Genomic DNA, 20,846 nt, shown 5'->3' on the forward strand with positions numbered 1-20,846 from the left:
GGCATGACGGAGCGGGTGGCGGCGTGCCGCGCACCCGCTCCGGGTTCGAGGATTGTGATGCAAGAGATTTCAACGAAGCCTTATCTGCTGCGCGCGTTGTACGAGTGGTGCACCGATAACGGTTACACGCCGCATATCGCGGTGAGGGTCGACAACTCGACGCGCGTGCCGCGTCAGTTCGTGCGTGACGGCGAGATCGTGCTCAACATCAGCTTCGAGGCGACGAGCCAGTTGCAGATGGGTAACGAGTGGATCGAGTTCACGGCCCGGTTCTCCGGGAAGGCGCACAAGATCGAGATTCCGGTTGCCAACGTGCTCGCGATCTATGCGCGCGAGAACGGGCAGGGCATGGCGTTCCAGGTCGATGCGGTCGCAGGCGAGGGCGAGGATTCGGGCGCGTTCGACGATGATGCCGTGCAAGCTGATGACGCGCAGCGTGACGAGTCCGTATCGCCGTTGGCGCCCGTCGCCGACAGCGGCGCGAACGAGGAACCGTCCGAAGGCGCCGACGAACCGCCGAAAACCGACGGCGACGGCTCGAAAGGCAGCAGCAGACCTCGCCTCAAGATCGTGAAATGAGGTAGAATCTCGCGCTACGCCGGCTTAGCTCATCTGGTAGAGCAGTTGATTTGTAATCATCAGGTGGCGGGTTCGAGTCCTGCAGCCGGCACCAAACACTAGTATCAAGCAGTACCGGGAAGCCCCAAAGCCCGCGTCCAGCCTAGCGCTGACGCGGGTTTTTTGTTTCTGGAAGTGCCGAGTGGAACCGGGGCATCCCGAAAATTTGGGGGTAAGATTCGGGGTATGACTTCCCGGATTTGGGGGTATGTCGTACCCCCGACGAATAATGAAAACCAAACCTCTTACCGACGCCAAGTGCCGCAACGCTAGATTCGATGAGGCCGGGGGAAACAAACTCTTCGACGGCGGCGGCCTGTATCTCGATCTGCGCTCCAGTGGTTCGAAGAAATGGCGGCTCAAATACCGGTTCAATGGCAAAGAAAACCTGCTGACGTTCGGCGACTATCCCGCGACGTCGCTCGCTGATGCTCGGTCGAGGCGTGACGAAGCGAAGCGGCTGTTAACGGAAGGGAAGAACCCTGCGTTCGAGCGTGACGTCGAGAAGCAGACTCGCGCCATTGCCGCACAGAACACCTTCGAGGCCGTCGCGCTGGAGTGGTACGAGGCGCAGCAAGCGACATGGAGCGCTTCGCACGCGAACCGAGTCAAGAAACAGCTCGATCGCGAGGTGTTTCCCCTGATCGGCCAGCGTCCGATTTCTTCGATCGGCGCACCGGATTTGCTCGCGGTCATTCGACGAATCGAAGGTCGAGAGGCGTTCGAGACTGCGCGCAAGACGTTGCAGACATGCGGCCAAGTCTTTCGCTATGCCGTTGCAACGAGCCGTGCCGAGCGAGATCCGTCGCCGGACCTACGAGGCGCATTGAAGGCAGTGCCCGTCAAGCACATGGCGCGGGTCGGCGAAAGCGAGCTGCCGGAGCTGCTTCGCTCGATCGCGGCCTATGAGGGCGAGCCGGAGACTCGGCTTGCTCTGCGATTCCTGGCATTGACGTTCGTTCGCACTATCGAGTTGCGGCAGGCGGAGTGGACGGAGATCGACTTGGAGCGTCGTGAGTGGCGCATTCCGGCCGAGAAGATGAAGATGCGCCGCGTGCATATCGTGCCGCTCGCAGAGCAGACGATTGCTCTGCTTTCCGACCTGCGCGCGCTTACGGGCCACCGGCGCTGGCTGTTCCCGAACAGCCGCAGACCATTGCAGCAGATGAGCGAGAACACGATTCTGTACGCTCTGTACCGTATGGGCTATCGCAGCCGCATGACCGGGCATGGGTTTCGGGGTTTGGCTTCAACGATCTTGAACGAGAAGGGATTCAATTCCGACTGGATCGAGCGCCAGCTTGCCCACTCGGAGCAGGATGGCGTGCGGGCGGCATACAACCATGCCGAGTATCTCTCTGAGCGCCATCGCATGATGCAGTGGTGGGCGGACTATCTCGACAAACAGGCTGGAGCGAAGATCATCCCGATCGCGGCGGCAGGCTAGATCCGTGCCGCTGCGAGTATGACCCCCTTCCGTGCGTCCTCCACCGGTAAAACGGAAACGGACTAGGCGGAGGGTAAGACGATGATTTGGCCCCTTATTATTATGTGCCCCCCCTATATCTGCCGTCAGTAGAGAAAAGACGCGGGTGTGAGCCCCCGCGTCTTTGCCCTAGACGCAGGGTCCCCCGCTTTCCGGCCGACGCGACACTTGCGGTCGGCGCAACAATGCCCGATCGGGGCACATCGCGGACACCCCCCTCAAAAATACGTTGTCGACGCACCTCGAATCCCGGAGAGCCGCGTCCCATCTGGCTTCGCGGTCGACGCAGACGGTCGACGTCTGTCCGCTCAGTGCAAAACGAGTTGGAGATTTGGAGATAACCGCCTGAATCGGCCGCAAAGTCTTATGGGGTAAGGCTTCGTGTGTCTCCAAACGATTTGGAGAACGCTGGAGATACTGGAGATAAACCGGGCTGGATTGTTACGGTTGCGGCAAGATTCGCGGCAGTCGCCGGCCCGGTTGCGTCTGGCACGTATCGCCCAAAGTGACTTTGACGCACGGGCCAAAATGCCGCGCAAAGGAATGCCCGCCACCGCCCTCCCGGACGGCGGCGGCGCTTTTCACAGTTCAAGGGTGAAGATGGACGGCAACACGCGATAGACCATGAATTTGCCGTGACCGGGGATGTACTCCTGTCGGTACGGATAGCCGTCGCTACGCGGCATCAGCACACCCCGCTTCATCAGCGCCTTGGCGACGATCTTATGATCGAAGCCGGCGCACACGTCCTTGCGGAACACGGCCGCTTCGATCAGGTATTCCGTCTCGACGCTTTCCGCATCGTCGGCGCTCATCTTGCCGCCGAACTCGGCGTAATACTCCCGATCGGACGCGATAGGCGTGCGCCGCTCGTCGCGCTTCACGTGTTGCTTGAAGCCGGCGCGATGCGGCACGTTCGGCCGATGGTCGTCCTGCGCCCGGTTCATCCACACGAAACGGTTGTCGCCGTGTGCGGCGAGGAAATGCTGTACCTGCCGCACGGCTTCCGCCTCGTCCGAGTTGCCGGTGCCGCCGCGCAGTTCGAGCCAGCCTTCGAAGCAGCGACGGGCGGCCTCGACCGCTTCGCCCTGCGGCCAGCCGGTCAGCCCGTGCGCCGTCGCCAGCTCGCCCGCCACCGCAACAAGGCAGAACCGCTTAGCCACGCGTGCAACCTGCGAATGCGAGCCGTCCGGCACCCATTGCCCGACCAGCTCGTCGACGCGCATGCGCAGATGCTCGGCCAGCTCGCCGGCCTGCGAAGAAGCCCACTCAATGAACGCGGGGCCGGCGGTGCCGTAGTGCATGCCGGCGTGCCGCTCTAGATGCTCGATCAGCGCGGCCGGCGTCGGGAAGCCGTGCAGCTTCTCCACGACGCCCATTTCGCCAACCTCGGCCGGGATCGCGGGCAAGCGCACCTCGATACCGCCTTTCATCGGCTTGTTGCCCTCGGCCATCAGCGCGGACACGCTCTTTTCGCCGTTCGACAGGAACAGCAGCCGCCACGTGAGCACGGGCTTTGCCGAGCCGCTACGCGACGCGCGGGCCTTGCCCGACTCGTTCGCAAGCATGTAGATCACATCGCCAACCAAGCGCGGCTCGACCTGCCCGATTTCGTCGAGGATCAGCAGCGCGTCGCTATGCTGCGTGGCGACGGCTTCGAGCGCGTTGTCGGTCGCCTTCCAGCTCCGCACATAGTCCGGCGAGCCGAACACGGACGCGGCGATGACGCCGCCCGTCGACTTGCCCTTGGACGTTGTGCCGAGCAGGTGAAAACCGCCCGACTGAAGCCCGGAGAAATGCAGCAACGGACCAGCGAAGGCGGTAGCGACGCAGAACAGCAGCCGGCTATTGCCGACGCAGTAGGCCGCGACCTCGCGTTGCCAGTCGTCCAGCGTGCCGCGCTCCTTGAACTGGCTCTGGATCGGCGTATCGGCCTGATAGATCAGCGCCTCTTTGCCGGTGCCGATGACGCGATCGGGCAGCACGAACGCGCCGTGATGCCAGCCGACGCGCGGCACGCAGCGCACGCGCTCGTCCGGCTGCGCCATCTGCACATAGTTCGCGATCTGCGTGCGGGCGATCTGCGTCACGCCGAGCTTCACGCCCATATCGAGCAGCATGCGGCGCAGCTCCGTGCCGTCACCAGCAAACAAGCCGGCCGGCACCGCCCATCGTTTCAGGATGCCGTCGCGATCCGTGAATTCGAGCAGGTAACCCCACTCGCTGTTCATCTCGTTCCGGGTCTCCGCAATCACATCGATACGCGTGCTGACCCAATGCGGCGGCAGCGGATCGCCCTGATTGTTGAAGCCGTGAAACCACACGCCCTTGTCGTCGACGACGAACCGCGACTTGCCGTCCTGCGCGCGGGCTGTTTTCGGGCGCTTGGCGGGCTTCGCGGCGGCTGGAGCAGCCTTGCCCTTGCCGGCGTCAGCCGAGCCGGCCGGCGCGAGCGCAGCGCGCACGGCGGCGGCCACCGCATCCGGGCCGAGGTGCGCAGCCAGGTCGTTGAAGTCGGTGCCGGCCGCCGGGCGGTTCGGACCGAAGTCGGGCACCGCGACGATGCCGGCGACGGCCTCGGCCGCCACGCGGGCCTTCGTCACGCCCGGATTGCCCTTCGTCGTGTGATCGTCGTCAGCGCACACGACGATGCGCGCATCCGGATACTGACCGCGCAGCGCCGTCGCGACCGCGTGCAGGTTGCCTGCGTCGAACGCGACGGCGGCCGGATAGCCGGTCGCTGCCGCGAGCGTCGCGCACGTGGCGTAACCCTCGCCAATCAGCAGCGTGGACCGCGCGGAAGAGAGCGGGCCGCCGATCAGCGAGAAGCAGCCCGCCTTGCGGCCGTTCGGCAGATAGCGCTTCTGGCCGTCCGTCAGGACAAACTCCAGCGTCCACAGCTTGCCTTCCGCGTCACGGGCCGGGATGACGAGTGCGCCGTCGCACGCGGCCGTGCCGATGCACAAGCCGCCGCGATAGATGCGCAGCGCGTCGACCGGGATGCGCTTGCGAACAAGATACGGGTGATCGGCCGGCGCGGGCTCGGCCGCCGACCAGATCGATTCCGCGAGCGCCGACGCGGCTTGCTGCTTCTCGGTCAGCTCGGCCAGCTCGGCCGCTTCGCGGGCCGCGCGTTCGGCCTTCTGCCGCTCGCGCTCCGCTGGATCGACCGGCTTCGCCCGGTGCGCACGCGGATCGAAGCCGCCTTGTTTGGCAAGGTGGAACAGCGTGTTGATGGTGATCTTGCCGCCCTTGAACGACTTCCACACATCGCGCGCGTCCTTGCCGTTGTAGTTCTGCGCGCCTTGGCTCCATTCGTTCCAGAGGGCGAAGCCCTCCTCGCCAAACTCGGCCTTGAGCGCCATTCCCACCTGACGCCACGTGTCGCGGTCGTCGGGCGGAACATAGCCGAGCGCGACTCTCGCCCGCTCGAATTCGGACATGGGTGCGTTACTCATAGGTTCCCACTGGACGCGCGTCGGTCGGCTCCCGATTAGTAGTCCATATCGGGCAAGCAGCTACCCGACGCGCGAAGAATTGAATGATGCGGCGATGCCTAGCGGCGCAGCGTCAGCCGGCCGCGCGAGGCACCGACAGAACCGCCCCGCCGGCTGTGACGTCGTTGCTATAGACGTAGCGGCCGAGCCGCGACTCGCCGAGTGCGTCGTTCGCCGCCTCCAGCGCCGCGCCGATCGACGGCAGGGACGCGCGGAACAGGCTCAGCACAAGCCAGTAGTCGTCATCGGACATGGCCTTGTCGGCCGCCCAATGCAGGCTGTCCAGCAGCTCCATCGCATCGCTGATCCGCGTCCCGATGCGGGTAGGATCGGCGCGATTCACCTCGGCCACGAAGTGCGACGCGAGCGGTTGCTCGGCGTTCTTGTTCGTCTTTGCCATGACCGCCCCTCAGTGCGTTGTACGCGCTTCGCGCGTGACGAGGCCGAGGGCCGCGAACAGGTGCTGCTGCACGCGCCCCATTAGGCCGGCCGCGAACGCTTGCCGGCTGATCGTCACGCGGTGCGCGTCGACGTCGCCTGCGTCCTGCATGGCGGCTTCCATGCCGCGCGCGAACGCGGCGGCTTGATGCGCCGCGTAGTCGTGCAGCCGCACGTCGCCTTTCAGGTCGAGCCATGCGTCGGCGCAGATCGCGCCCAGGTCAACGGCGAATTGCAGCTCGATCGGTGCGCCCGTATCCAGCGGCGGGGCGTTGTCGAATCCGTCGACAACCGCGGTTCGGATGCGCTGATCAGTCATGGCACACCTCCGGCTGCGCAGTACGGCGCATTTCGGCCGAATAGCGGCTCGCGACGCTTTGCCCCATGTCGACGAGCGCCCGCTCGTATGTGCCCTCCGCAAGATGCGAACGGACGGCATCGAACAGGGCTTCGAGCTGGGCGAATTGATGGGCCGCACACATGGCGATCATCGTGACTTCGTTCGGCAGGCGGTATTTAGACATGGCGCACCTCCAGAATCGATGCGAGGAGTTGCCCGACGTCGATCGTGCAATCCAGCTCCGCTTCGCCGCGAATCGGCGTGAGGTTCCAGTCGTGGACGGCTGCGTGCGTGAATTCGCCGGACCGGCGACCGTAGACGCTGCGCCCCGAGACGGGACCGCCCAAGATCCGCACGCGCCAATCGTGATTGGGCGTCGGCCGCGCCGATGCCACCTCGACCAGCATGCCGATGCGAGCGCGTGCGTCGCACTTCGTGACGATCGCCAGATCGCCGATCTTGCAGCGCAGCTCAGCCATGACGCACCTCCGCACGGACGAGCGCGGCGATGGCCGCCAATGCTGCGCCGGTTGCATCGAGCGCGTCTTGATACGTGCTGGCGGTTGCCGCGTCGCGCAGTGCTGCGCGCACGATGGATTGAATGAGGTGGGATTGCTGCCCGGTACGGGCGTGCGTTGACTGGCGCATTGAATGCGGCCTCCTTGGACGGGTTGACGAACCCGGTCCCCGCTGTCAATCGGGGTGGCCGGGCACATGGCAGGGTTGACAGACCGGCGTCCAAGGGAACCGGCGTGCGCGAACGCACCCCCACCAAGGCCCGACCATAGAAGGCGCAAGGTGTACGGACGTAAAAAAACCGCGCGAAGGCGGTTGTCCGCCTTGGAACTATTCCGGCTGTCACCCCGGGCCGCTGTTGTCTCAGCGACGCGCACAGGATAGCGCGCGATGCTGGACGACGCAAATCGCGACGCCCCTCGCCATGTATTGCTAGTGCAAAGCGACTTTGGGCGAACATCAGGCGGCCTCTCCCTTGAGCACAGCGGTCGCCAGCTTGAGCTGTTCGATATCCAGTCGCGAGCTGCCCTGCGCCAGTGATTGGCCGAGCGCGACGCCCCGCAGCAGGGCGCTAACTTGCAAGCGGCGCGTCCCGTCCGTGCACTGCGCATCGATGTCGTTGTAAAGCGCACGATAGGCTTTCCGCAGCTGTCGATACTGCCGACGACGATAGTTCGCCGAATCCTGTTCAGCAGCGGCGATCGCCTGGACGAACTTCTCGCAGGTGGTGCCAAGTTGCTTTGTCGTCAGACGCGGGGCTTCGAGCGCGAGCGTCGAGGCGAGCGTGACGGCGATCGCTACGAGCTTCCCGGTGTCGTCGCCACGGTTCCAGAAGCAACCCTCGATGTCATCGAGGATTCCTGCGAGCTTGCGGAGGCGGGCGTCGCGGCAACGCACGAACGCGGCGTCGCGCGCCGTGACGGCCGCGCCCATCGCGCGACCATACGGGCCGCCGCGATCGATCATAAGGGAGGGCGCGCTCATGCTTGCTCCCGCGTCGATTGGCGGGATTCGACCCAGTTCTGGACGTCTTGCGCGCGCCAGCCGACGCTCCTGGTCCCTAACTGGACCGGCGCTGGAAACTTGCCTTCACGAATCCAGCGATACAGCGTCGTTTTCTTGACGCCGACGCAATCCAGTACACCAATAAGTCGAAGAATCTTAAGAGCCATTTTCTGTTCAGAAATGGCCTGTTCCGCAAATAAGAGGAAAGCGGCAGCAATAAACCGCGCCGTACTATCAAAGTACGGGCGCAATGAAGTTTGCGGAAGACGCACAAAGTAATCTTGCAAAGTTACTTTGCACGGCGCGCCGCGCGCGGTATCATTCGTCCTAACAAGAGCTATGCGTTTCCTAGGCGCGGTGGCTCTTGTGGTTCCTCCAATTATGGAACAGGCAGCCAAGCCAAAAAACCGCCGGCGGGATGTGTTGGTAGCACATCCCCCGGCACCCTCTCGTCAGCTCGACGAAATATGCTCAACGATTGAGCATTCCCCGCCTTTTCCCCTTGCATCGCCCACAGATTTCTAGAGCCGTGTTCGATTAAGTGCTAACAAGTACCGCAATTATATCGAAAGGTCTGCCCCCATAAAAGATTTGTCTCGGATTATCTAAGACCGCAATACTTGATGTCACTGTTCGGCCAGAAGCCGTCCTCCATCATCATCGGTAAGCGGCCCTTTGAGCGGCGGTTTCGTAACAGCGGACGTCGGATTGACAGAGGGAAAACCCGCGAATTCTGCGGTGAATTGTTCGACTGCTCTCGCATCTTCAATTGCCACAGGCGAAAAGCAGGTAAATTTTGCTGTGGCCAGCGGTAAACATGGACAAATGTGCCGGCAGGGTGTATACGTTCTGATAAATTAAGATGGATCGTGTAGCGAATGACACTCGAAGACATCAAGGCATTGCTAGACCGCAAAAGCCCCCTTTTCGACAAGGGTGCCGTTGTGAAAGCAGGCGAGATACCACGCCACGATGGCATTCGTGTCCCTTTTGAGATTCAGGCGGGGTGGGATTTGGGCAAGGCACACTGGTGCGATAAGAACTGGGGTGTCTTCAATCTTAGCCTTTTGAAGTTCATCAAGGAAGAAGACTACTCGGACGAAGATAGAGCAAAAGTACTGGAGTCGATTCAAATCGATGATAGCCACTGGGAATGGCTAAAAAAAGCCATAGCCTACCGGACGGACGAGTACGTTTGGTTATTTCTAATAGCAGACGACGTCCCACAAGGCGCTTGTCTAATCTACCATCCGAAGAAAAGTGAAATCGAGACCGGGGACATCTTCTACATCGAATACATCGCGTCCGCACCTTGGAATCGTAAAAATCCAATGTCGCCACGCCGCTTCAGTGGGATTGGCAGTCTTTTAATCAAGGCTGCTATGGCATACGCCACCAATGAACTGAAGCTTCGGCAGGGTTTCTCATTGCACGCCCTGCCGCGCGCCGTATCGTTTTACGAGCAAATAGGAATGAAGCCGTTCGCTGCCCTGGACAAGGAAACTCTAAGGTATTTCGAAATGCCGCAAGCGATAGCAACTCAGTTTGAGGCCAGCACGTGACGCCCGATCAATTCGACGACTTTCCGGTCAGCTCAATAGGCAGCACCGACGCAAAGGATCTCTACCAGTCCTATCTGGAATTTGAGACTACTTTAGCGCAGGTACCGAGAAAGTACTTGGGAAACAATCCGAGTGTCGCTGAGTACGATCTCTTTCGTGAGGTACATACAGCACGGGTTGCTCAAGGCGCATTATATCGCAGAAGACTTGACGCAAGCGAGGCCTTGGGTCGTCTTTGGCTTTCGAGAGTTCGACAGCAGGCGCAACTGTTTTTAGCATCGACGGAACTCGTCCCGTTCGAAGGACTTTCCGCGGGCGAGCTGGTCGAATTTGCTCGTCTAAGTGCGGCCCCTGAAAAGCTTACCTCGTTGCAGCAGCTATTGTTGAATAAGGGAATCGTCGTCATCTACGAACCCTCGATTCCAAGTATGAAGCTCGATGGTGCAGTTTTTTGTCTCGATGACGGACACCCGGTGATTGGGCTCAGCCTGCGATATCCTCGATTCGATATCTTTTGGTTTACATTGATGCATGAGTTGGCTCACATCGTACTTCACCGAGAGTTGTTGACGGAGCCCATCCTGGAGGACTTGGACGCCGCACCGGTAGGGTTAGTCGAGGAGCAAGCCGACCGACTTGCTGGTGAGTCGCTTATTAGTCGCAGTGATTGGCGTAGCGCAAACGTGAAGTATTCGCCAACAGAAAAGAATTTGCGTGACTTTGCGCAGCGCGTAGGTGTTCACCCAGCTATTGTCGCAGGTCGCTTGCAACGCGAAACCGCGCGAAAGAATTTATTTTCAGCGGTACTCAACGAAGTGGATGTTCGAAAGGTCCTTTTCGGTCATGAATAACTATATTCCGTTTCTAAAACTGAAAACGGGCGAGATCGGCGCGCTCTCAACCCTAGACAGCCAAATCAAGCCTTCTATCGTGCCATTTATCGATTTGCCAAAGAAAGATGAAATGACGCCGGAAGCGTTTAAGATTATGGTCGATAAGGGGGCGAAAAGCATCGAGAAACATTTAAAGCAGTTTCCGATGTTTTTTCTCGACAATTTCGACATCGATGACGCGTTGAAGGTAGATGGCGACCACAACTATAGTTATGTTTTAGGGGCGCTAGGTAAATATAATTTTGCGCCCGTAGTGGGTCTTGATCGCGCAGCGGGAAGAAATGAGGCTGTATTTAAAGCCAAGGAGACCGGGAAATTAGTTGCAAACACAATTGCGCTCCGTTTGCAGCTAGAGGATTTTGAAAATTTCTCGCTGGTCGCAAATGAAATTGATCAATTGTTGAAACGAGGCCAAGGATTGTTCTCGAATTGGGTTCTCGTCCTTGATAACCGTGTTTGCGCCGATGTCGCCCCAGTGCAGCGAGCCAATGTATTGGCGAAATTCATCCATGACTCAGCTGCCACAAACAAATTTGGCGCGATTATTGCAACCGGTTCATCAATACCGCCGTCGATTGGCGATGTCACCGGAGTACTGACCGAGCACGATCATTCTCGCGTAGAGATAGCTATCTATCGTGCTTTGCAAAAGCAAGTAGAAGGATCGAAACTGTTCTGCGGCGACTACACGATTGTCAGTCCGTTATATTCGGACGTTAAGCTCGCGCCAGAGATTATGTATAACGTCATGACGGCTAAAGTAGTATATTCGCACGGCGACATACATTATGTTGCGAGAGGCGGGGCATTAAAGACCCATCCGCGGGGTAATTTGCAGTACAACGATATCTTTGCGCAAATTGTCACGAAATCGTTTTATCGAAAGCCGGCTTTTTCGTTCGGCGATAAGTTTATCTGGGATAGAACGACCCCCACCGGAGTAAAGGTGACGCCATCCAGTGTGTTAAAGCCGACGATAAATGCACACATAAGCTATATGTTCAAGAATTTTTCGGCATAGTTGAATCGACCTGCAAGACGATGGCCAATCTGCTCACAGAGTTCCTCTTGGCTGACATTGAGGGCAATGAAGTCCGTCAATTGAGCGCGATTGAGTTTGTTTAATTTATTTGATGAAATCGGCAGCGCAACCTCGAGTAGCTCGGATTTCCATAGAGTCAATAATGCTACACGTGTGTCATACAGTGGATTCCGAGTCGCTCTCCGCACATATCTGATCGCTACGCTTCCTCTTGATTCAGACGCAACCATAATTCCCCAATGTACGGGCGCCAAGCTTAATGCATTTCCGAGATGACGATCTGTCGTCACAAGCGTGATTCGGCGAAAAGCCAGATCGTAGTATTGTCGCTGGACGAGAATTCGACGCACCGCATCCGTATCCCCTTTTATTTCATAGCAATGGGCATACTTGTGAATCGCCACGACGTCTGCAATTGCATTGCCGTTGTGCACACGCAATTCTTCGATAATTGCCTTTGGTTTGTTTGATAACGCCGCAAGTCTGGCGATCAAAAACTTACGGATTATTTTGTCATCGAGGTTCATCATTTTAACGGTGGCAAGCATTCATCTTCAGCGAAAGTCTCGTCGCGGTGCCGTCCATGCCGATGACGCGGCAAGCTCAACATCAATGTCCACGCAACCCGAGATGAATGATACAGGGGTTGTCCGTCGATGGCTGCCGAGACGGGCGCTCGAAATGGCTGCGACGACGGGTTGAATCCGCATTCGTGAGCCGTCGTTGCTCCTACGTCGGTCCGATGGGCAGATGTGGGTCGATCACTACCCTTGAGGAAGAGATGACGTCCAAGCGATCTCAGAACTGACCTGACGCTGACTGAAAGATCAGGTCTAGCCTTACACACATGTCCGAAACCGATCCCTTGCGGACATGGGGGTGTGGTGGTGTCCAAAAATAAGGCTTTCATATTTTCGGACATGGGGTATGATTCGGACATCCCTTTCGAACACATTGAGAGAGCAGCATGTCCCGGACCTTCGCATACGCCCGCGTCAGTACGACCGACCAAACGGCAGCTAACCAACTCCGCGAGATCGAGGCGGCCGGCTTTGCGGTCGACAAGCGTCGGATGGTTACGGAGAGCATTTCCGGTAGCGTCAGCGCGCAGCAGCGCCCGGGATTCGCCGAGTTGCTTCTCAAGATGGAGGAGGGGGATGTGCTGATCGTGACCAAGCTGGATCGGCTCGGTCGGAACGCGATGGACGTGCGCGAGACGGTAGAGGTGTTGGCAGATCGCGGCATTCGGATTCACTGCCTTGCGCTCGGTGGCGTTGACCTGACAAGCGCGGCCGGCCGTATGACGATGCAGGTCTTAAACGCCGTTGCCGAGTTTGAACGCGATTTGTTGATCGAGCGAACGCACGCCGGCATCGCGCGAGCAAAGGCAGAAGGCAAGGCGATGGGCCGCCCCTCCGCACTGAGTAAGCAACAACAGGACGAGGTGCGCCAGCAGTTGAGGCAAGGTGCGAGCGTGGCGAGTCTCGCGAAGAGCTACGGCACGAGCCGCCAGACGATCATGCGAGTGCGCGACGCAGTTTAAGCGGCGCATGCCGTTCAACTCACGACGACTTGCCAGAGGTCGGCTCGTTCGGCGGTGGTGGAGCGAGCAGATTAAAGGCGCGAGGAGGCGCATGCACGGCTCCGGGTTGGACGTCGGTCCGCATTGCCCAAATCGCCGCACTCAAAAGCGCGTCGTGCCGCTCATCGCTTCGCTCAGTGTTGCGGTATGAGATCTCGCGCTGAAACGCTTGGACGGCATCCAAGACGGCCGGGGATGCGACCAATGTCAAAGCATTCACCGCGTCAGCGTAGCGCTCCTGCGCAGCGGGTGTTGATCGGCCCGAGACAATCGCGGACAGCGCGGCAATGTACTCCTGGTACCGTTCCATCTTCACTTGCCGCCAATCGGATGTGTGTTCGCGCTTTTGAGCAAGTGTCGACGTAATTACCACGCCAACTAGGGCGAATAAGCCGGACGCGAGTGCGGCAAGCACCGCCGAGAGCACCGCGGCGTTTGTCATGGCAAGTCCCCGAATCACCAGTCTTGTCGAGATTATGCCGCGTTCGCTCATGCTAATCACCGACGTGATGCGGCGATGGCAAAGTAACTTTCTAGGATTGCCGCGCCCCGGGGGCCGGCGGGGGCGCGGGGAAATTCTTTGCGCGCAGCGTTCCAGACTGCGGGGCAACTGTCGAACGAGTGAGCCGCAGTGCCTAGTCCCGGCATCTATCTCCAAACCTATCTCCAAGAAAAGAGTGTTTTTGGAGACACACTTGGAGATAGTCGGAGCCTTGCCAGTCATGGCAGACCGGCCGAAATGAGCGATTGTCTCCAAATCTCCAACAAAAATTTGCTCCGGCGGCGCACGGAACGCATCCTTGGACGTATCTCACGGAAAGACGAAGGGGAATTCCGCGAAACAGCCATCGCGCAATTTTTTCGATAGCTGTTCAGCGTGCTGCGGCTCCCCTTCCTCATGCGTGGCGAGATCCAAGTAATAGTTCGCGCCTTCGTGCTTCGTGTAGATGATCCAATCGCCAGTTAGCCCCCTTTGGGCTCGTTCCTCGAACCCGCCGACTACTAGGCGGTGCGCGAGGTAGGCTTGCCACAGTTCGGGATCTTCGCCGTATGCCTCCGCGACTTCGCGCAGCATCCGATCTAGATCTCTGTTTCCGCCGTCGGCGAGATTCCAGCGGATTCCGATATTTCGGACAAGGTGCCGGGCCGAGCTGAAGTGCTTATGCCAAAAGGGTTGGAGGTGAGGTCCCTTGAATGGCGATTCACGCTTTGTTTTGGATGTCGGGCGGATGCCTTCGAGATAGTCGAGTTCGTCCAACACGGCGAACGGGTCGAAGTACCGATCGCTCTTATCCAGAAGCCGGACCGCGAGGGCGATATTGATGCGGGGCGCGTATGGTCGTTCGCGCACTGCCGTCGTCTTGAGCTGGGCGATCGCGTCCGGGGTCAAACTGACCATCGTTCTTGATTTTTCCACTGCCAGTGTGTGCATGACGTTGACGCCTGTAGCATACACATATGCTTCGTGAGGACGCTCTCGCAGGTCTCCCGCTGTATGGGGGTACGTTTGGGGGTGTATCAGATCTTCGTCTGAAGTGATTCTTATTAAAATCAGACTGTTAAGTCGTAAATCCCATTCCTGCAGCCGCACCATATCTGACAAGGGGTTACGGAGTTTTCCGTAACCCCTTTTTCGTTCACGGGGTTGCGCGCCCCGATGTCGCGAGCGCTGTCGTTACCCCCTTTTTCTTGTCACGCCCGCGTCACGCCGCATCTCTAATGTTGCACCTTCTCGCCGCGGCAGCATTGTCGCGATCGGGGTGTGCGTGACCGCATCCGACGCCATGCCCGCGTCGCGCAGGATCCCGGGATCTCGCTCCCGGCAGCGCATCGGCTTCTGCCACCCATCCATTCCATTCGAAAACGCGACCGACGCTGATCGAACTGCATCGCGGACGATCAGGAGACATGGACCATGTTGAGTCCGCATGAATTCTCTATGCTGCTGCGCATTGCGCGCGCGCCCGACAGTGTCGACCTCGCGAACCCGGCCTTTGCCGTGCTCGTCGAAAAGCGGCTGGTCGACGACACGCAGGTACGCGTGAACGAGATAGCGGCGCGCCCGGCGCTGACGCCGATCGGCCAGATGCTGCTTGCCCGCTTCGACGAGGCGGCCTGACGAAAAAAAAGAAAAAGGAAAAGGGGAAGCAGAGGGGAGACGGCTGCAACCGCGCGTCACGCCTTCGCCGCAGTGAAAACGTGACGCAGCGAAAAACGTGACGCATTGAACGCGCGCCGAACCGCTTACTGCGCGACCGGCACCGTCACGTCGCTGCCGAACCAGTGCATCGAGATCTTCTTCAGCGTGCCGTCCTTGCGCAGCGAATCGAGCGCATCGTTGATCGCCTTCTCGAACTTCGGGTTCCCCTTGCGGAACGGGATCGCCATCTCCTGCTTGCCGCCGTTCAGCACCGCACCCGAGCGTAGCGGCAGGTTCGACGTCTTGATCATGTACGGCAGCATCAGCCGGTCGTCGAGCGTCGCCTCGATCCGCCCCGCGGCGAGGTCGCGCAGCTTCTCCGGCGCACCGGGATACGTCTGCACCTCGATGCCCGGCACGCTGCGCGCCATCTGGTCGTAGTTGGTGCCGAGCGTCACGCCGAGCTTCTTGCCCTTGAAGTCCTCGAGCGACTTGAAGTTGCGCGTGTCGTCCTTGCGCTGGATCAGTTGCGCGGCCGAGTACGTGTACGGCTCGCTGAAGTCGAGCGCCTCCTTGCGCTGCGGCGTGATCGTGACCTGGTTGACGATCACGTCGAACTTGCCGGCTTGCAGCCCCGCGATGATGCCGCTCCATTCGGTCGGGACGAACTGCGTCTTCACGCCGAGTTTGCCCGCGACCGCGTTCGCGACGTCGACGTCGAAGCCCTCGAGCTGACCGGACGTGCCGCGCGAGTTGAACGGCGGATACGTGCCTTCGAGGCCGACGCGCAGCACGCCGGCCTTCTTCACGGAATCGAGCAGGTCGTCCGCGTGCGCGGCGACGGCCGTGAAGCCGAGGGCCGACGCGAGCAGCAGGCCCGACAGCAGGAACTTCGAACGTTTCATCGCAGATCTCCAGGATTCAGTGTCGTGGTGTGAGCGCCGGGTATCGGTCGGACCCGGGGGCGGCCGGAATGCGGGCACGTAGACACTACTCGCAACCGCGCCGCGCCGGAAGTCGAATTGGCCCTGATTGCAATCGATTTCACCGAAAACCGGTGACGCGTTCGCGCAGGCGGAATAATCTGACGAAAACCGTCCGCTGGAAGACGCCGACATCATCGGGCCAGGAGCAGATCGACATGGATTTCAGATTTTTCGCCGACGTCGCGACTTACACGTTCGAGGACGGCATTCACGTCGTCGGCTTCGCGGATCGTGACCCGCCGACGAACTACGTGATTCTGCAGCGTGGAACCGAGGACGACGAACAGGACGAGGCGCTCGGCCTCGACACGTACTACATGGAAGTGTGCGAGCGCGGCGTGGCCGGTTATGGCGGTGTCGAATCCGTCTCGCTGCGCGAAGACATGCTGAATATCGAACTGGCGCTGGATGCGCGATGGACGCAAGGGCTGGGCCTTGTCACGATCGCGTTGCGCGCGACGGGCGGGCTGGAACACGTGAAGCAGGGGTTGGCGGCGGTTTTTGCGGGAACCTCGGTCACGTTGCGCATCGACTGACGGGCGTTCGGCGGCGGGCGGGCGCGGAATTGGCATAATCACGGCCTGCCGCGGGTTGCGCGCGGCCGATGCAACGCAATCAATCCGGATACTACCGCAATACCCATGTCGCTCGATTCCACGACCGCAGTGTCGCTGCACCATATTCTCGAACGTCCCGGCGATTTCTCCGGGTGGCTTTACCTGCCGCCGATGCCGTGGACGCTCGACACCGAAGGAGCATTTTTCGAAGATGCCGATGACGCGGAAGCAGACGCCGCGCCTGTCGTTGCGGTGCAGTCCGGCTGGAAAGTCACGCTCGACAGCGCGACGATCGAGGACATCGTGATCAACGCACACGACCAGATCGACGAGCCGAGCGTCGCGCAATTGCTCGACGCGTTCGTCTTCTACGTCGAGAACGACGCGTTTATCCTGTTCTGAGGGCGAGCCGGCGGCACGGCGGCATGTTTTGGTATGGACGGTGCGAAATTGGCATCGGTTTCGAACGAATAGAGAACGCGTGATGTCGATCGGAGGCACGATGCGCGACCGGGATCTGAAGCCGTTCATCGTCGCGATTCGCGACATGGCCGAGCCGAATGCAGGTATCGACACATCGGTGTGCGGTCATGCGGTATCCGCCGAGGACATGCCCGTCGACGCTGCCATTACCGCGTGGTTCAACGCGCTCGATGGCGTCGATCTGTCGATTCCCTGGACCGCCGACGACCTGCTGCTGTACGGCAATGCGGCGAGCCTCGCGGGTGGCCAGGTCGGTTATCGCGTCGATGCGTGCGGCCGGCGCCTCGCCGGATGGCACGACGACTGGACCGTGCTGGGCCAACTGGGCGGCGATCCCGTGATCGTCGTACCGGCGGGTGACGTGCTGTTCGGCCGCCACGGCGCCGGCGCCTGGGCTCCGTCGCGCGTCGCGCCAACCGTCACGCATTTCGCTCACGCGTTGTGCATCTGGTGCGAGTTGTATATCGGAAAGCATTCGCGCGATATCGTCGACGACACGTATGAAATCCTGCCGGCATTCATCGCGGAGGTCCGCTCGGGGATCGGCGATGCGCTGCCCGATGCGGAAGCAGCGGTTTTCATGGAGATGGTCGGCGGTTGAGCGCACGCGGCCCCTGTCGGGCAACGTGCACGTCAGGGGCGCGGGTAACTCGGCAGCACGAATTCGAATGCGAACGACGAAAGTGATCGAGGAAACAATCATCGGCAACCGATCGCACGTGACGGAAGCGCCGTGCGACGACCCCGCGCAAGCGATCGCGGCCGTCGAACGGCTGAACGGCCGCGATCGCTCGACCGTCGCCTTGGACGCAAACGACGCAACGGTGATGACGATCGGCGGCGGCCACGACGGCCGATACGTCGTCTTCATCGCATCGGAAATCGACGCCGCGTTGCTGAACCTGACGACACCCGAAGCACCGGCGGACGACGTGATCGAACTCGTCACAGGCGGCCAACGAGGCAGCTATTCGGCGCGGCAGTGCGTCGATCGCGCGACGGCGACGCAGGCGGCAGCCTATTTCGTATCGACCGGCGGCGCCGATCCGCGGTTATGCTGGCAACCCGGCTGATTCGCCGCGGGACAGGAAGGAAATGAATAGGGCAGACGATCCGGCAGCATTGCGCGCGCAACAGGAAGCGATTTGCGCGCGCTACGGCCTGCACGCCGCCGAGCCCGAAGAGAGGGTTGCCGTCGCGATGTCGACGCTCGGGCGCATGCCTGTCTATGGCACGCGCATCGCGCTGTCCGAAGGCGACAACGTCGGCTGGTTCTTCCACTGCGGCGAATACTCGGACGCCGACGATTTCTATCAGCCGCTGCATGCCGCGCACCTGTCGACCTGCCTGCCCTCGGTTCTGCCCTATCTGCGGTTGCCGCCCGGCGCACGCTTCATCATCGACGATGCGGGCTATGAAGATGTCTGGACGGCGTGACGTATCGGTATGCGATCGATCTTTCCGTTGTCCGGAGGAAGCCGGTAAAAACGAAGAAGGACCGCCACGCGGTCCTTCTTCCATGAAGCGGCATTCGAAAAAACGCGCTCCTGTTACGGCAACGAAATCGTCAAATTAGCCGACTCCGGGCCCACCTTGATCACCTGCGAATAAGGCGCCAACGTCTGTAGCGTTTTGTCCTTCAGATACGTGTTGAGCCCGAGATACCCAAGCAGGGCCACCAGCGCAAACACCGCCCCGATCGCCCAGACCGGCACCTCCCGCTTCAACCGATGCGCGATCTGATCCGGCAGCGGCCAATGCGGAGCAAACGCAGCGCGCTTGCCCTTCATGTGCGCGATTTCGTCGCCGAGCCGCGCGGTGAGATAAGCGAGCTTCTCCGGCCCCTCGAGCAGATACTTGCCCTGGAACCCGAGCAGCAGGCACATGTGAAATACCTCGAGCGACTGCAGCCGCGCCGCACCCTGCGCGCGACCTTCCTCGAGATACTGGTAGAACTTTTCCCCCGCGAGCTGCTCGCCGAACAGCACGAGCTGCAGCGGCCGGCGTTCCCAGTCCGCGCGGATCTTGAACTGCGACGACAGCACCATCTCGTCGATCGCCGCGCAGAACGCGAACTTCGCGCTGTATACGTCCTCGGCGGCGATATTCAGCTTCTTCGCGCCGCGCTCGAAATCCGACAGGAACTCCTGGATTCGCGTGCTGAACTCGCTGGCGCTGTCCGGCTCCCGCTTGTTCTTGAGCAGGAACAGCATGAAGAACCCGTCGTACAGCAAATCGAGCAGCGAACGGGCCTGGAACGCGGAGTCCGTCGACGCCGGGCTATGCAGGGGCGGCGGCACGTTGTCGCCGAACAGGGAAGGCGCGTAGCTCATGATGTGACCGCGATCAGTTCGAATTTCAGGTCATTGATGCCAGTCGGCGCATAGATCATCGCGGACTGGGCCTGCAGCATGCGCTCGTACAGCGGGCTGCGCGAATCGAGCGCGAAGTAGCATGCGCCGGGGCGCACCGGAATCGCGGGCGGCACCTGCGGCGTATACGACAGCCGCACGCCGGGCATCGCCGACAGCACGAGCTTGTCGACGTCGTCGGGCGCGCCGACCTTGAAGCGGGCCGGCACCGCATCGACGAGCTCGACGCTCGGCATGTCCGCGGACACCGCGAGGTAGAACTCCGTCTTGTCGTCGATCTTGCCGGAATCGAGGCGGCCGAGGTGGAACGACGGGCGCACCTCGTCGAGCGTGATCGCGAAATAGCGCGTCGAGATCACGGTGTCGAGCAGTTCGCGCAGCATCAGGTCGAGACGCGCGAAGCTCGGGCCCGGATCGTCGTGGCGGTAGACGGGCAGGTCGGCGAGCGTATAGCCCTTCGAGAACGTCATCAGCTGGCCCGCGAGGCGCAGCAGTTCCTGGAACAGCCGTTCCGGATGCAGCGCCGCGTGCTGGTGCAGGTGCGCGAGCGTCGCGAATGCGGCGTTCGCCGTGTGCAGCAGCCAGAACGACGCGATGTCGCCCGAGCGGAATTCGATGATGTTCTTCGACGGCTCTCGGTGGAAGCCGTACAGCGCGTTCACCTTCGCCTGCAGCGCGTCGACCAGTTGGCGCAGCCGCTGGTGCAGGATCGGCGACGCGTCGATCGCGAGGCACGGCGGCACGAAGCTGTCGTCGATCTCGAAGCCGGACGTCGCGGTGCGGCGCACGCGCACGAGCGGCACCGACAGCAACTGGTCGCGTGGCTCGCTGTGCGCGATCAGCTTGACCTGCGTCTTCAGGAACGTGATGTCGGCTTCGGCGGCGTCGGTGAAGTTGTCGGCGACGCTCGTCTGCTCGCTGACGAACCGCGTCATGAAGCCGGCGGCCGGATCGTCGCTGTAGTTGGTGCCGTTCTCGCGCAGCGGATGCAGCGCGAGATAGAACACGAATTCGTTGATGCCGTCGGGCAACGTATCCAGCGCGATCGGCGGCGGCAGGTCGTCGGCCTGCGGCGCGGCATACAGCGCGCCGTCCGGGAACACGAGCGCGAGCTCGGCGACCCGCAGCACGTTGCTGCCCAGCGCGTCGCGATCGATGCGCACCGAACGCACGCCCCAGTTGTACGGCTGGATCGCCTGGATGGATTCGAACAGGCGCGCCTCGTGGTACGCGTCCTGCCGTTGAAAGTGTTGAGGCCGGAGGAACAGTCCTTCCCCCCACAGCACCTTGGCCGAATAACTCATGTCAAATCCGGTTAATGTGGCGTTG

The 20,846-nt window shown here is 60.8% G+C and carries 26 protein-coding genes and 1 tRNA gene; 13 read left to right on the plus strand and 14 right to left on the minus strand.

The genetic code is table 11. The features are described 5' to 3' along the window. Window positions 1-57: 57 nt before the first annotated feature. From QZM72_RS19045 to QZM72_RS19055, 3 genes are all read left to right on the plus strand, one after another. Window positions 58-579: a ClpXP protease specificity-enhancing factor gene (locus tag QZM72_RS19045; protein WP_089466508.1), complete on the plus strand. Its 522-nt coding sequence runs from the start codon at window positions 58-60 to the stop codon at window positions 577-579. A gap of 18 nt (window positions 580-597) precedes the next feature. Then, window positions 598-673, plus strand: a tRNA-Thr gene (locus tag QZM72_RS19050). A gap of 174 nt (window positions 674-847) precedes the next feature. Continuing rightward, complete coding sequence (locus QZM72_RS19055; protein WP_301738952.1) at window positions 848-2,065, plus strand: integrase arm-type DNA-binding domain-containing protein; 1,218 nt, start codon at window positions 848-850, stop codon at window positions 2,063-2,065. A gap of 620 nt (window positions 2,066-2,685) precedes the next feature. On the opposite strand, the gene QZM72_RS19060 is transcribed toward QZM72_RS19055, so the two are convergent. From QZM72_RS19060 to QZM72_RS19095, 8 genes are all read right to left on the minus strand, one after another. Next, window positions 2,686-5,547 (minus strand): DUF927 domain-containing protein, encoded by a 2,862-nt coding sequence (locus tag QZM72_RS19060; RefSeq protein WP_301738953.1) that lies wholly within the window; start codon window positions 5,545-5,547, stop codon window positions 2,686-2,688. Between the two features lie 127 nt (window positions 5,548-5,674). Continuing rightward, window positions 5,675-6,001, minus strand: a complete 327-nt coding sequence (locus QZM72_RS19065; RefSeq protein WP_301738954.1) for a hypothetical protein — start codon at window positions 5,999-6,001, stop codon at window positions 5,675-5,677. 9 nt (window positions 6,002-6,010) lie between these two features. Then, window positions 6,011-6,358, minus strand: coding sequence for a hypothetical protein (locus tag QZM72_RS19070; protein WP_156628037.1), 348 nt, complete (start codon window positions 6,356-6,358; stop codon window positions 6,011-6,013). Then, window positions 6,351-6,563, minus strand: a complete 213-nt coding sequence (locus tag QZM72_RS19075; RefSeq protein WP_006765346.1) for a hypothetical protein — start codon at window positions 6,561-6,563, stop codon at window positions 6,351-6,353. The genes QZM72_RS19070 and QZM72_RS19075 overlap by 8 nt, the downstream gene beginning before the upstream one ends. Beyond that, window positions 6,556-6,858: a hypothetical protein gene (locus QZM72_RS19080; protein WP_301738955.1), complete on the minus strand. Its 303-nt coding sequence runs from the start codon at window positions 6,856-6,858 to the stop codon at window positions 6,556-6,558. The genes QZM72_RS19075 and QZM72_RS19080 overlap by 8 nt, the downstream gene beginning before the upstream one ends. Next, entirely contained in the window at window positions 6,851-7,027 is a 177-nt protein-coding gene (locus tag QZM72_RS19085) for a hypothetical protein (RefSeq protein WP_017432173.1), read from the minus strand. Before QZM72_RS19085 ends, QZM72_RS19080 begins: the two co-directional genes overlap by 8 nt. A 327-nt stretch (window positions 7,028-7,354) precedes the next feature. Beyond that, window positions 7,355-7,879, minus strand: a complete 525-nt coding sequence (locus QZM72_RS19090; RefSeq protein ID WP_217073358.1) for a hypothetical protein — start codon at window positions 7,877-7,879, stop codon at window positions 7,355-7,357. Beyond that, entirely contained in the window at window positions 7,876-8,187 is a 312-nt protein-coding gene (locus tag QZM72_RS19095) for an AlpA family transcriptional regulator (protein ID WP_301738956.1), read from the minus strand. The genes QZM72_RS19090 and QZM72_RS19095 overlap by 4 nt, the downstream gene beginning before the upstream one ends. Window positions 8,188-8,778: 591 nt before the next feature. Between QZM72_RS19095 and QZM72_RS19100 the strand changes: the two genes are divergently transcribed. From QZM72_RS19100 to QZM72_RS19110, 3 genes are read left to right on the plus strand one after another with little or no spacing between them, the layout of a single operon-like run. After that, a complete protein-coding gene (locus tag QZM72_RS19100; RefSeq protein WP_301738957.1) occupies window positions 8,779-9,462 on the plus strand; it encodes a GNAT family N-acetyltransferase in 684 nt (227 codons plus the stop codon). After that, complete coding sequence (locus QZM72_RS19105; protein WP_154233001.1) at window positions 9,459-10,313, plus strand: ImmA/IrrE family metallo-endopeptidase; 855 nt, start codon at window positions 9,459-9,461, stop codon at window positions 10,311-10,313. Before QZM72_RS19100 ends, QZM72_RS19105 begins: the two co-directional genes overlap by 4 nt. Next, entirely contained in the window at window positions 10,306-11,376 is a 1,071-nt protein-coding gene (locus tag QZM72_RS19110) for a hypothetical protein (RefSeq protein WP_301738958.1), read from the plus strand. Before QZM72_RS19105 ends, QZM72_RS19110 begins: the two co-directional genes overlap by 8 nt. Here the strand turns inward: QZM72_RS19110 and QZM72_RS19115 are convergent. Then, window positions 11,349-11,945, minus strand: a complete 597-nt coding sequence (locus QZM72_RS19115) for a sce7726 family protein (RefSeq protein ID WP_204368690.1) — start codon at window positions 11,943-11,945, stop codon at window positions 11,349-11,351. The two genes, QZM72_RS19110 and QZM72_RS19115, sit on opposite strands and share 28 nt — an antisense overlap. 419 nt (window positions 11,946-12,364) lie before the next feature. Between QZM72_RS19115 and QZM72_RS19120 the strand changes: the two genes are divergently transcribed. Beyond that, window positions 12,365-12,940 carry a recombinase family protein gene (locus QZM72_RS19120; protein ID WP_301738959.1) on the plus strand — a complete coding sequence of 192 codons (576 nt, stop codon included), beginning with the start codon at window positions 12,365-12,367 and terminating at the stop codon, window positions 12,938-12,940. A 19-nt stretch (window positions 12,941-12,959) separates the two neighbouring features. Here the strand turns inward: QZM72_RS19120 and QZM72_RS19125 are convergent, their stop codons facing one another. Both QZM72_RS19125 and QZM72_RS19130 read right to left on the minus strand, forming a co-directional pair. Beyond that, window positions 12,960-13,472 (minus strand): hypothetical protein, encoded by a 513-nt coding sequence (locus QZM72_RS19125; protein WP_224051405.1) that lies wholly within the window; start codon window positions 13,470-13,472, stop codon window positions 12,960-12,962. Window positions 13,473-13,790: 318 nt separating this feature from the next. Continuing rightward, window positions 13,791-14,411: a hypothetical protein gene (locus QZM72_RS19130; protein ID WP_301738960.1), complete on the minus strand. Its 621-nt coding sequence runs from the start codon at window positions 14,409-14,411 to the stop codon at window positions 13,791-13,793. Window positions 14,412-14,894: 483 nt separating this feature from the next. On the opposite strand from QZM72_RS19130, the gene QZM72_RS19135 reads away from it, so the two are divergent. Next, window positions 14,895-15,098: a hypothetical protein gene (locus tag QZM72_RS19135; RefSeq protein ID WP_089466519.1), complete on the plus strand. Its 204-nt coding sequence runs from the start codon at window positions 14,895-14,897 to the stop codon at window positions 15,096-15,098. Window positions 15,099-15,223: 125 nt separating this feature from the next. Here the strand turns inward: QZM72_RS19135 and QZM72_RS19140 are convergent, their stop codons facing one another. Further along, window positions 15,224-16,024 carry a cystine ABC transporter substrate-binding protein gene (locus tag QZM72_RS19140; protein WP_057924734.1) on the minus strand — a complete coding sequence of 267 codons (801 nt, stop codon included), beginning with the start codon at window positions 16,022-16,024 and terminating at the stop codon, window positions 15,224-15,226. A gap of 236 nt (window positions 16,025-16,260) precedes the next feature. On the opposite strand from QZM72_RS19140, the gene QZM72_RS19145 reads away from it, so the two are divergent. The 5 genes from QZM72_RS19145 (at window position 16,261) to QZM72_RS19165 (ending at window position 18,582) form a co-directional block, all read left to right on the plus strand. Continuing rightward, entirely contained in the window at window positions 16,261-16,641 is a 381-nt protein-coding gene (locus tag QZM72_RS19145; RefSeq protein ID WP_089466586.1) for an Imm10 family immunity protein, read from the plus strand. A gap of 105 nt (window positions 16,642-16,746) precedes the next feature. Then, window positions 16,747-17,064, plus strand: coding sequence for a hypothetical protein (locus QZM72_RS19150; protein ID WP_089466521.1), 318 nt, complete (start codon window positions 16,747-16,749; stop codon window positions 17,062-17,064). 100 nt (window positions 17,065-17,164) lie between these two features. Next, window positions 17,165-17,746, plus strand: a complete 582-nt coding sequence (locus QZM72_RS19155; protein ID WP_144030053.1) for a hypothetical protein — start codon at window positions 17,165-17,167, stop codon at window positions 17,744-17,746. A gap of 67 nt (window positions 17,747-17,813) precedes the next feature. Next, entirely contained in the window at window positions 17,814-18,218 is a 405-nt protein-coding gene (locus tag QZM72_RS19160) for an Imm1 family immunity protein (protein ID WP_179233361.1), read from the plus strand. 22 nt (window positions 18,219-18,240) lie between these two features. Then, a complete protein-coding gene (locus tag QZM72_RS19165) occupies window positions 18,241-18,582 on the plus strand; it encodes a hypothetical protein (RefSeq protein WP_089466524.1) in 342 nt (113 codons plus the stop codon). 113 nt (window positions 18,583-18,695) lie between these two features. Here QZM72_RS19165 and icmH read toward each other — a convergent pair whose 3' ends face one another. Both icmH and tssK read right to left on the minus strand, forming a co-directional pair. Next, complete coding sequence (icmH, locus tag QZM72_RS19170; protein WP_089466525.1) at window positions 18,696-19,478, minus strand: type IVB secretion system protein IcmH/DotU; 783 nt, start codon at window positions 19,476-19,478, stop codon at window positions 18,696-18,698. Continuing rightward, a complete protein-coding gene (gene tssK / locus QZM72_RS19175) occupies window positions 19,475-20,821 on the minus strand; it encodes a type VI secretion system baseplate subunit TssK (RefSeq protein WP_089466526.1) in 1,347 nt (448 codons plus the stop codon). The genes icmH and tssK overlap by 4 nt, the downstream gene beginning before the upstream one ends. Window positions 20,822-20,846 lie beyond the last annotated feature (25 nt).

It is taken from the genome of Burkholderia sp. AU45388, assembly GCF_030481585.1.
GTDB classification, from domain to species: Bacteria; Pseudomonadota; Gammaproteobacteria; order Burkholderiales; family Burkholderiaceae; genus Burkholderia; species Burkholderia sola.

Coding starts and splice junctions, on each gene's coding strand:
- QZM72_RS19045 (WP_089466508.1), top strand. CDS start 58: ATGCAAGAGATTTCAACGAAGCCTTATCTGCTGCGCGCGTTGTACGAG.
- QZM72_RS19055 (WP_301738952.1), top strand. CDS start 848: ATGAAAACCAAACCTCTTACCGACGCCAAGTGCCGCAACGCTAGATTC.
- QZM72_RS19060 (WP_301738953.1), bottom strand. CDS start 5,547: ATGTCCGAATTCGAGCGGGCGAGAGTCGCGCTCGGCTATGTTCCGCCC.
- QZM72_RS19065 (WP_301738954.1), bottom strand. CDS start 6,001: ATGGCAAAGACGAACAAGAACGCCGAGCAACCGCTCGCGTCGCACTTC.
- QZM72_RS19070 (WP_156628037.1), bottom strand. CDS start 6,358: ATGACTGATCAGCGCATCCGAACCGCGGTTGTCGACGGATTCGACAAC.
- QZM72_RS19075 (WP_006765346.1), bottom strand. CDS start 6,563: ATGTCTAAATACCGCCTGCCGAACGAAGTCACGATGATCGCCATGTGT.
- QZM72_RS19080 (WP_301738955.1), bottom strand. CDS start 6,858: ATGGCTGAGCTGCGCTGCAAGATCGGCGATCTGGCGATCGTCACGAAG.
- QZM72_RS19085 (WP_017432173.1), bottom strand. CDS start 7,027: ATGCGCCAGTCAACGCACGCCCGTACCGGGCAGCAATCCCACCTCATT.
- QZM72_RS19090 (WP_217073358.1), bottom strand. CDS start 7,879: ATGAGCGCGCCCTCCCTTATGATCGATCGCGGCGGCCCGTATGGTCGC.
- QZM72_RS19100 (WP_301738957.1), top strand. CDS start 8,779: ATGACACTCGAAGACATCAAGGCATTGCTAGACCGCAAAAGCCCCCTT.
- QZM72_RS19110 (WP_301738958.1), top strand. CDS start 10,306: ATGAATAACTATATTCCGTTTCTAAAACTGAAAACGGGCGAGATCGGC.
- QZM72_RS19115 (WP_204368690.1), bottom strand. CDS start 11,945: ATGCTTGCCACCGTTAAAATGATGAACCTCGATGACAAAATAATCCGT.
- QZM72_RS19120 (WP_301738959.1), top strand. CDS start 12,365: ATGTCCCGGACCTTCGCATACGCCCGCGTCAGTACGACCGACCAAACG.
- QZM72_RS19125 (WP_224051405.1), bottom strand. CDS start 13,472: ATGAGCGAACGCGGCATAATCTCGACAAGACTGGTGATTCGGGGACTT.
- QZM72_RS19130 (WP_301738960.1), bottom strand. CDS start 14,411: ATGCACACACTGGCAGTGGAAAAATCAAGAACGATGGTCAGTTTGACC.
- QZM72_RS19135 (WP_089466519.1), top strand. CDS start 14,895: ATGTTGAGTCCGCATGAATTCTCTATGCTGCTGCGCATTGCGCGCGCG.
- QZM72_RS19140 (WP_057924734.1), bottom strand. CDS start 16,024: ATGAAACGTTCGAAGTTCCTGCTGTCGGGCCTGCTGCTCGCGTCGGCC.
- QZM72_RS19145 (WP_089466586.1), top strand. CDS start 16,261: ATGGATTTCAGATTTTTCGCCGACGTCGCGACTTACACGTTCGAGGAC.
- QZM72_RS19150 (WP_089466521.1), top strand. CDS start 16,747: ATGTCGCTCGATTCCACGACCGCAGTGTCGCTGCACCATATTCTCGAA.
- QZM72_RS19155 (WP_144030053.1), top strand. CDS start 17,165: ATGCGCGACCGGGATCTGAAGCCGTTCATCGTCGCGATTCGCGACATG.
- QZM72_RS19160 (WP_179233361.1), top strand. CDS start 17,814: ATGCGAACGACGAAAGTGATCGAGGAAACAATCATCGGCAACCGATCG.
- QZM72_RS19165 (WP_089466524.1), top strand. CDS start 18,241: ATGAATAGGGCAGACGATCCGGCAGCATTGCGCGCGCAACAGGAAGCG.
- icmH (WP_089466525.1), bottom strand. CDS start 19,478: ATGAGCTACGCGCCTTCCCTGTTCGGCGACAACGTGCCGCCGCCCCTG.
- tssK (WP_089466526.1), bottom strand. CDS start 20,821: ATGAGTTATTCGGCCAAGGTGCTGTGGGGGGAAGGACTGTTCCTCCGG.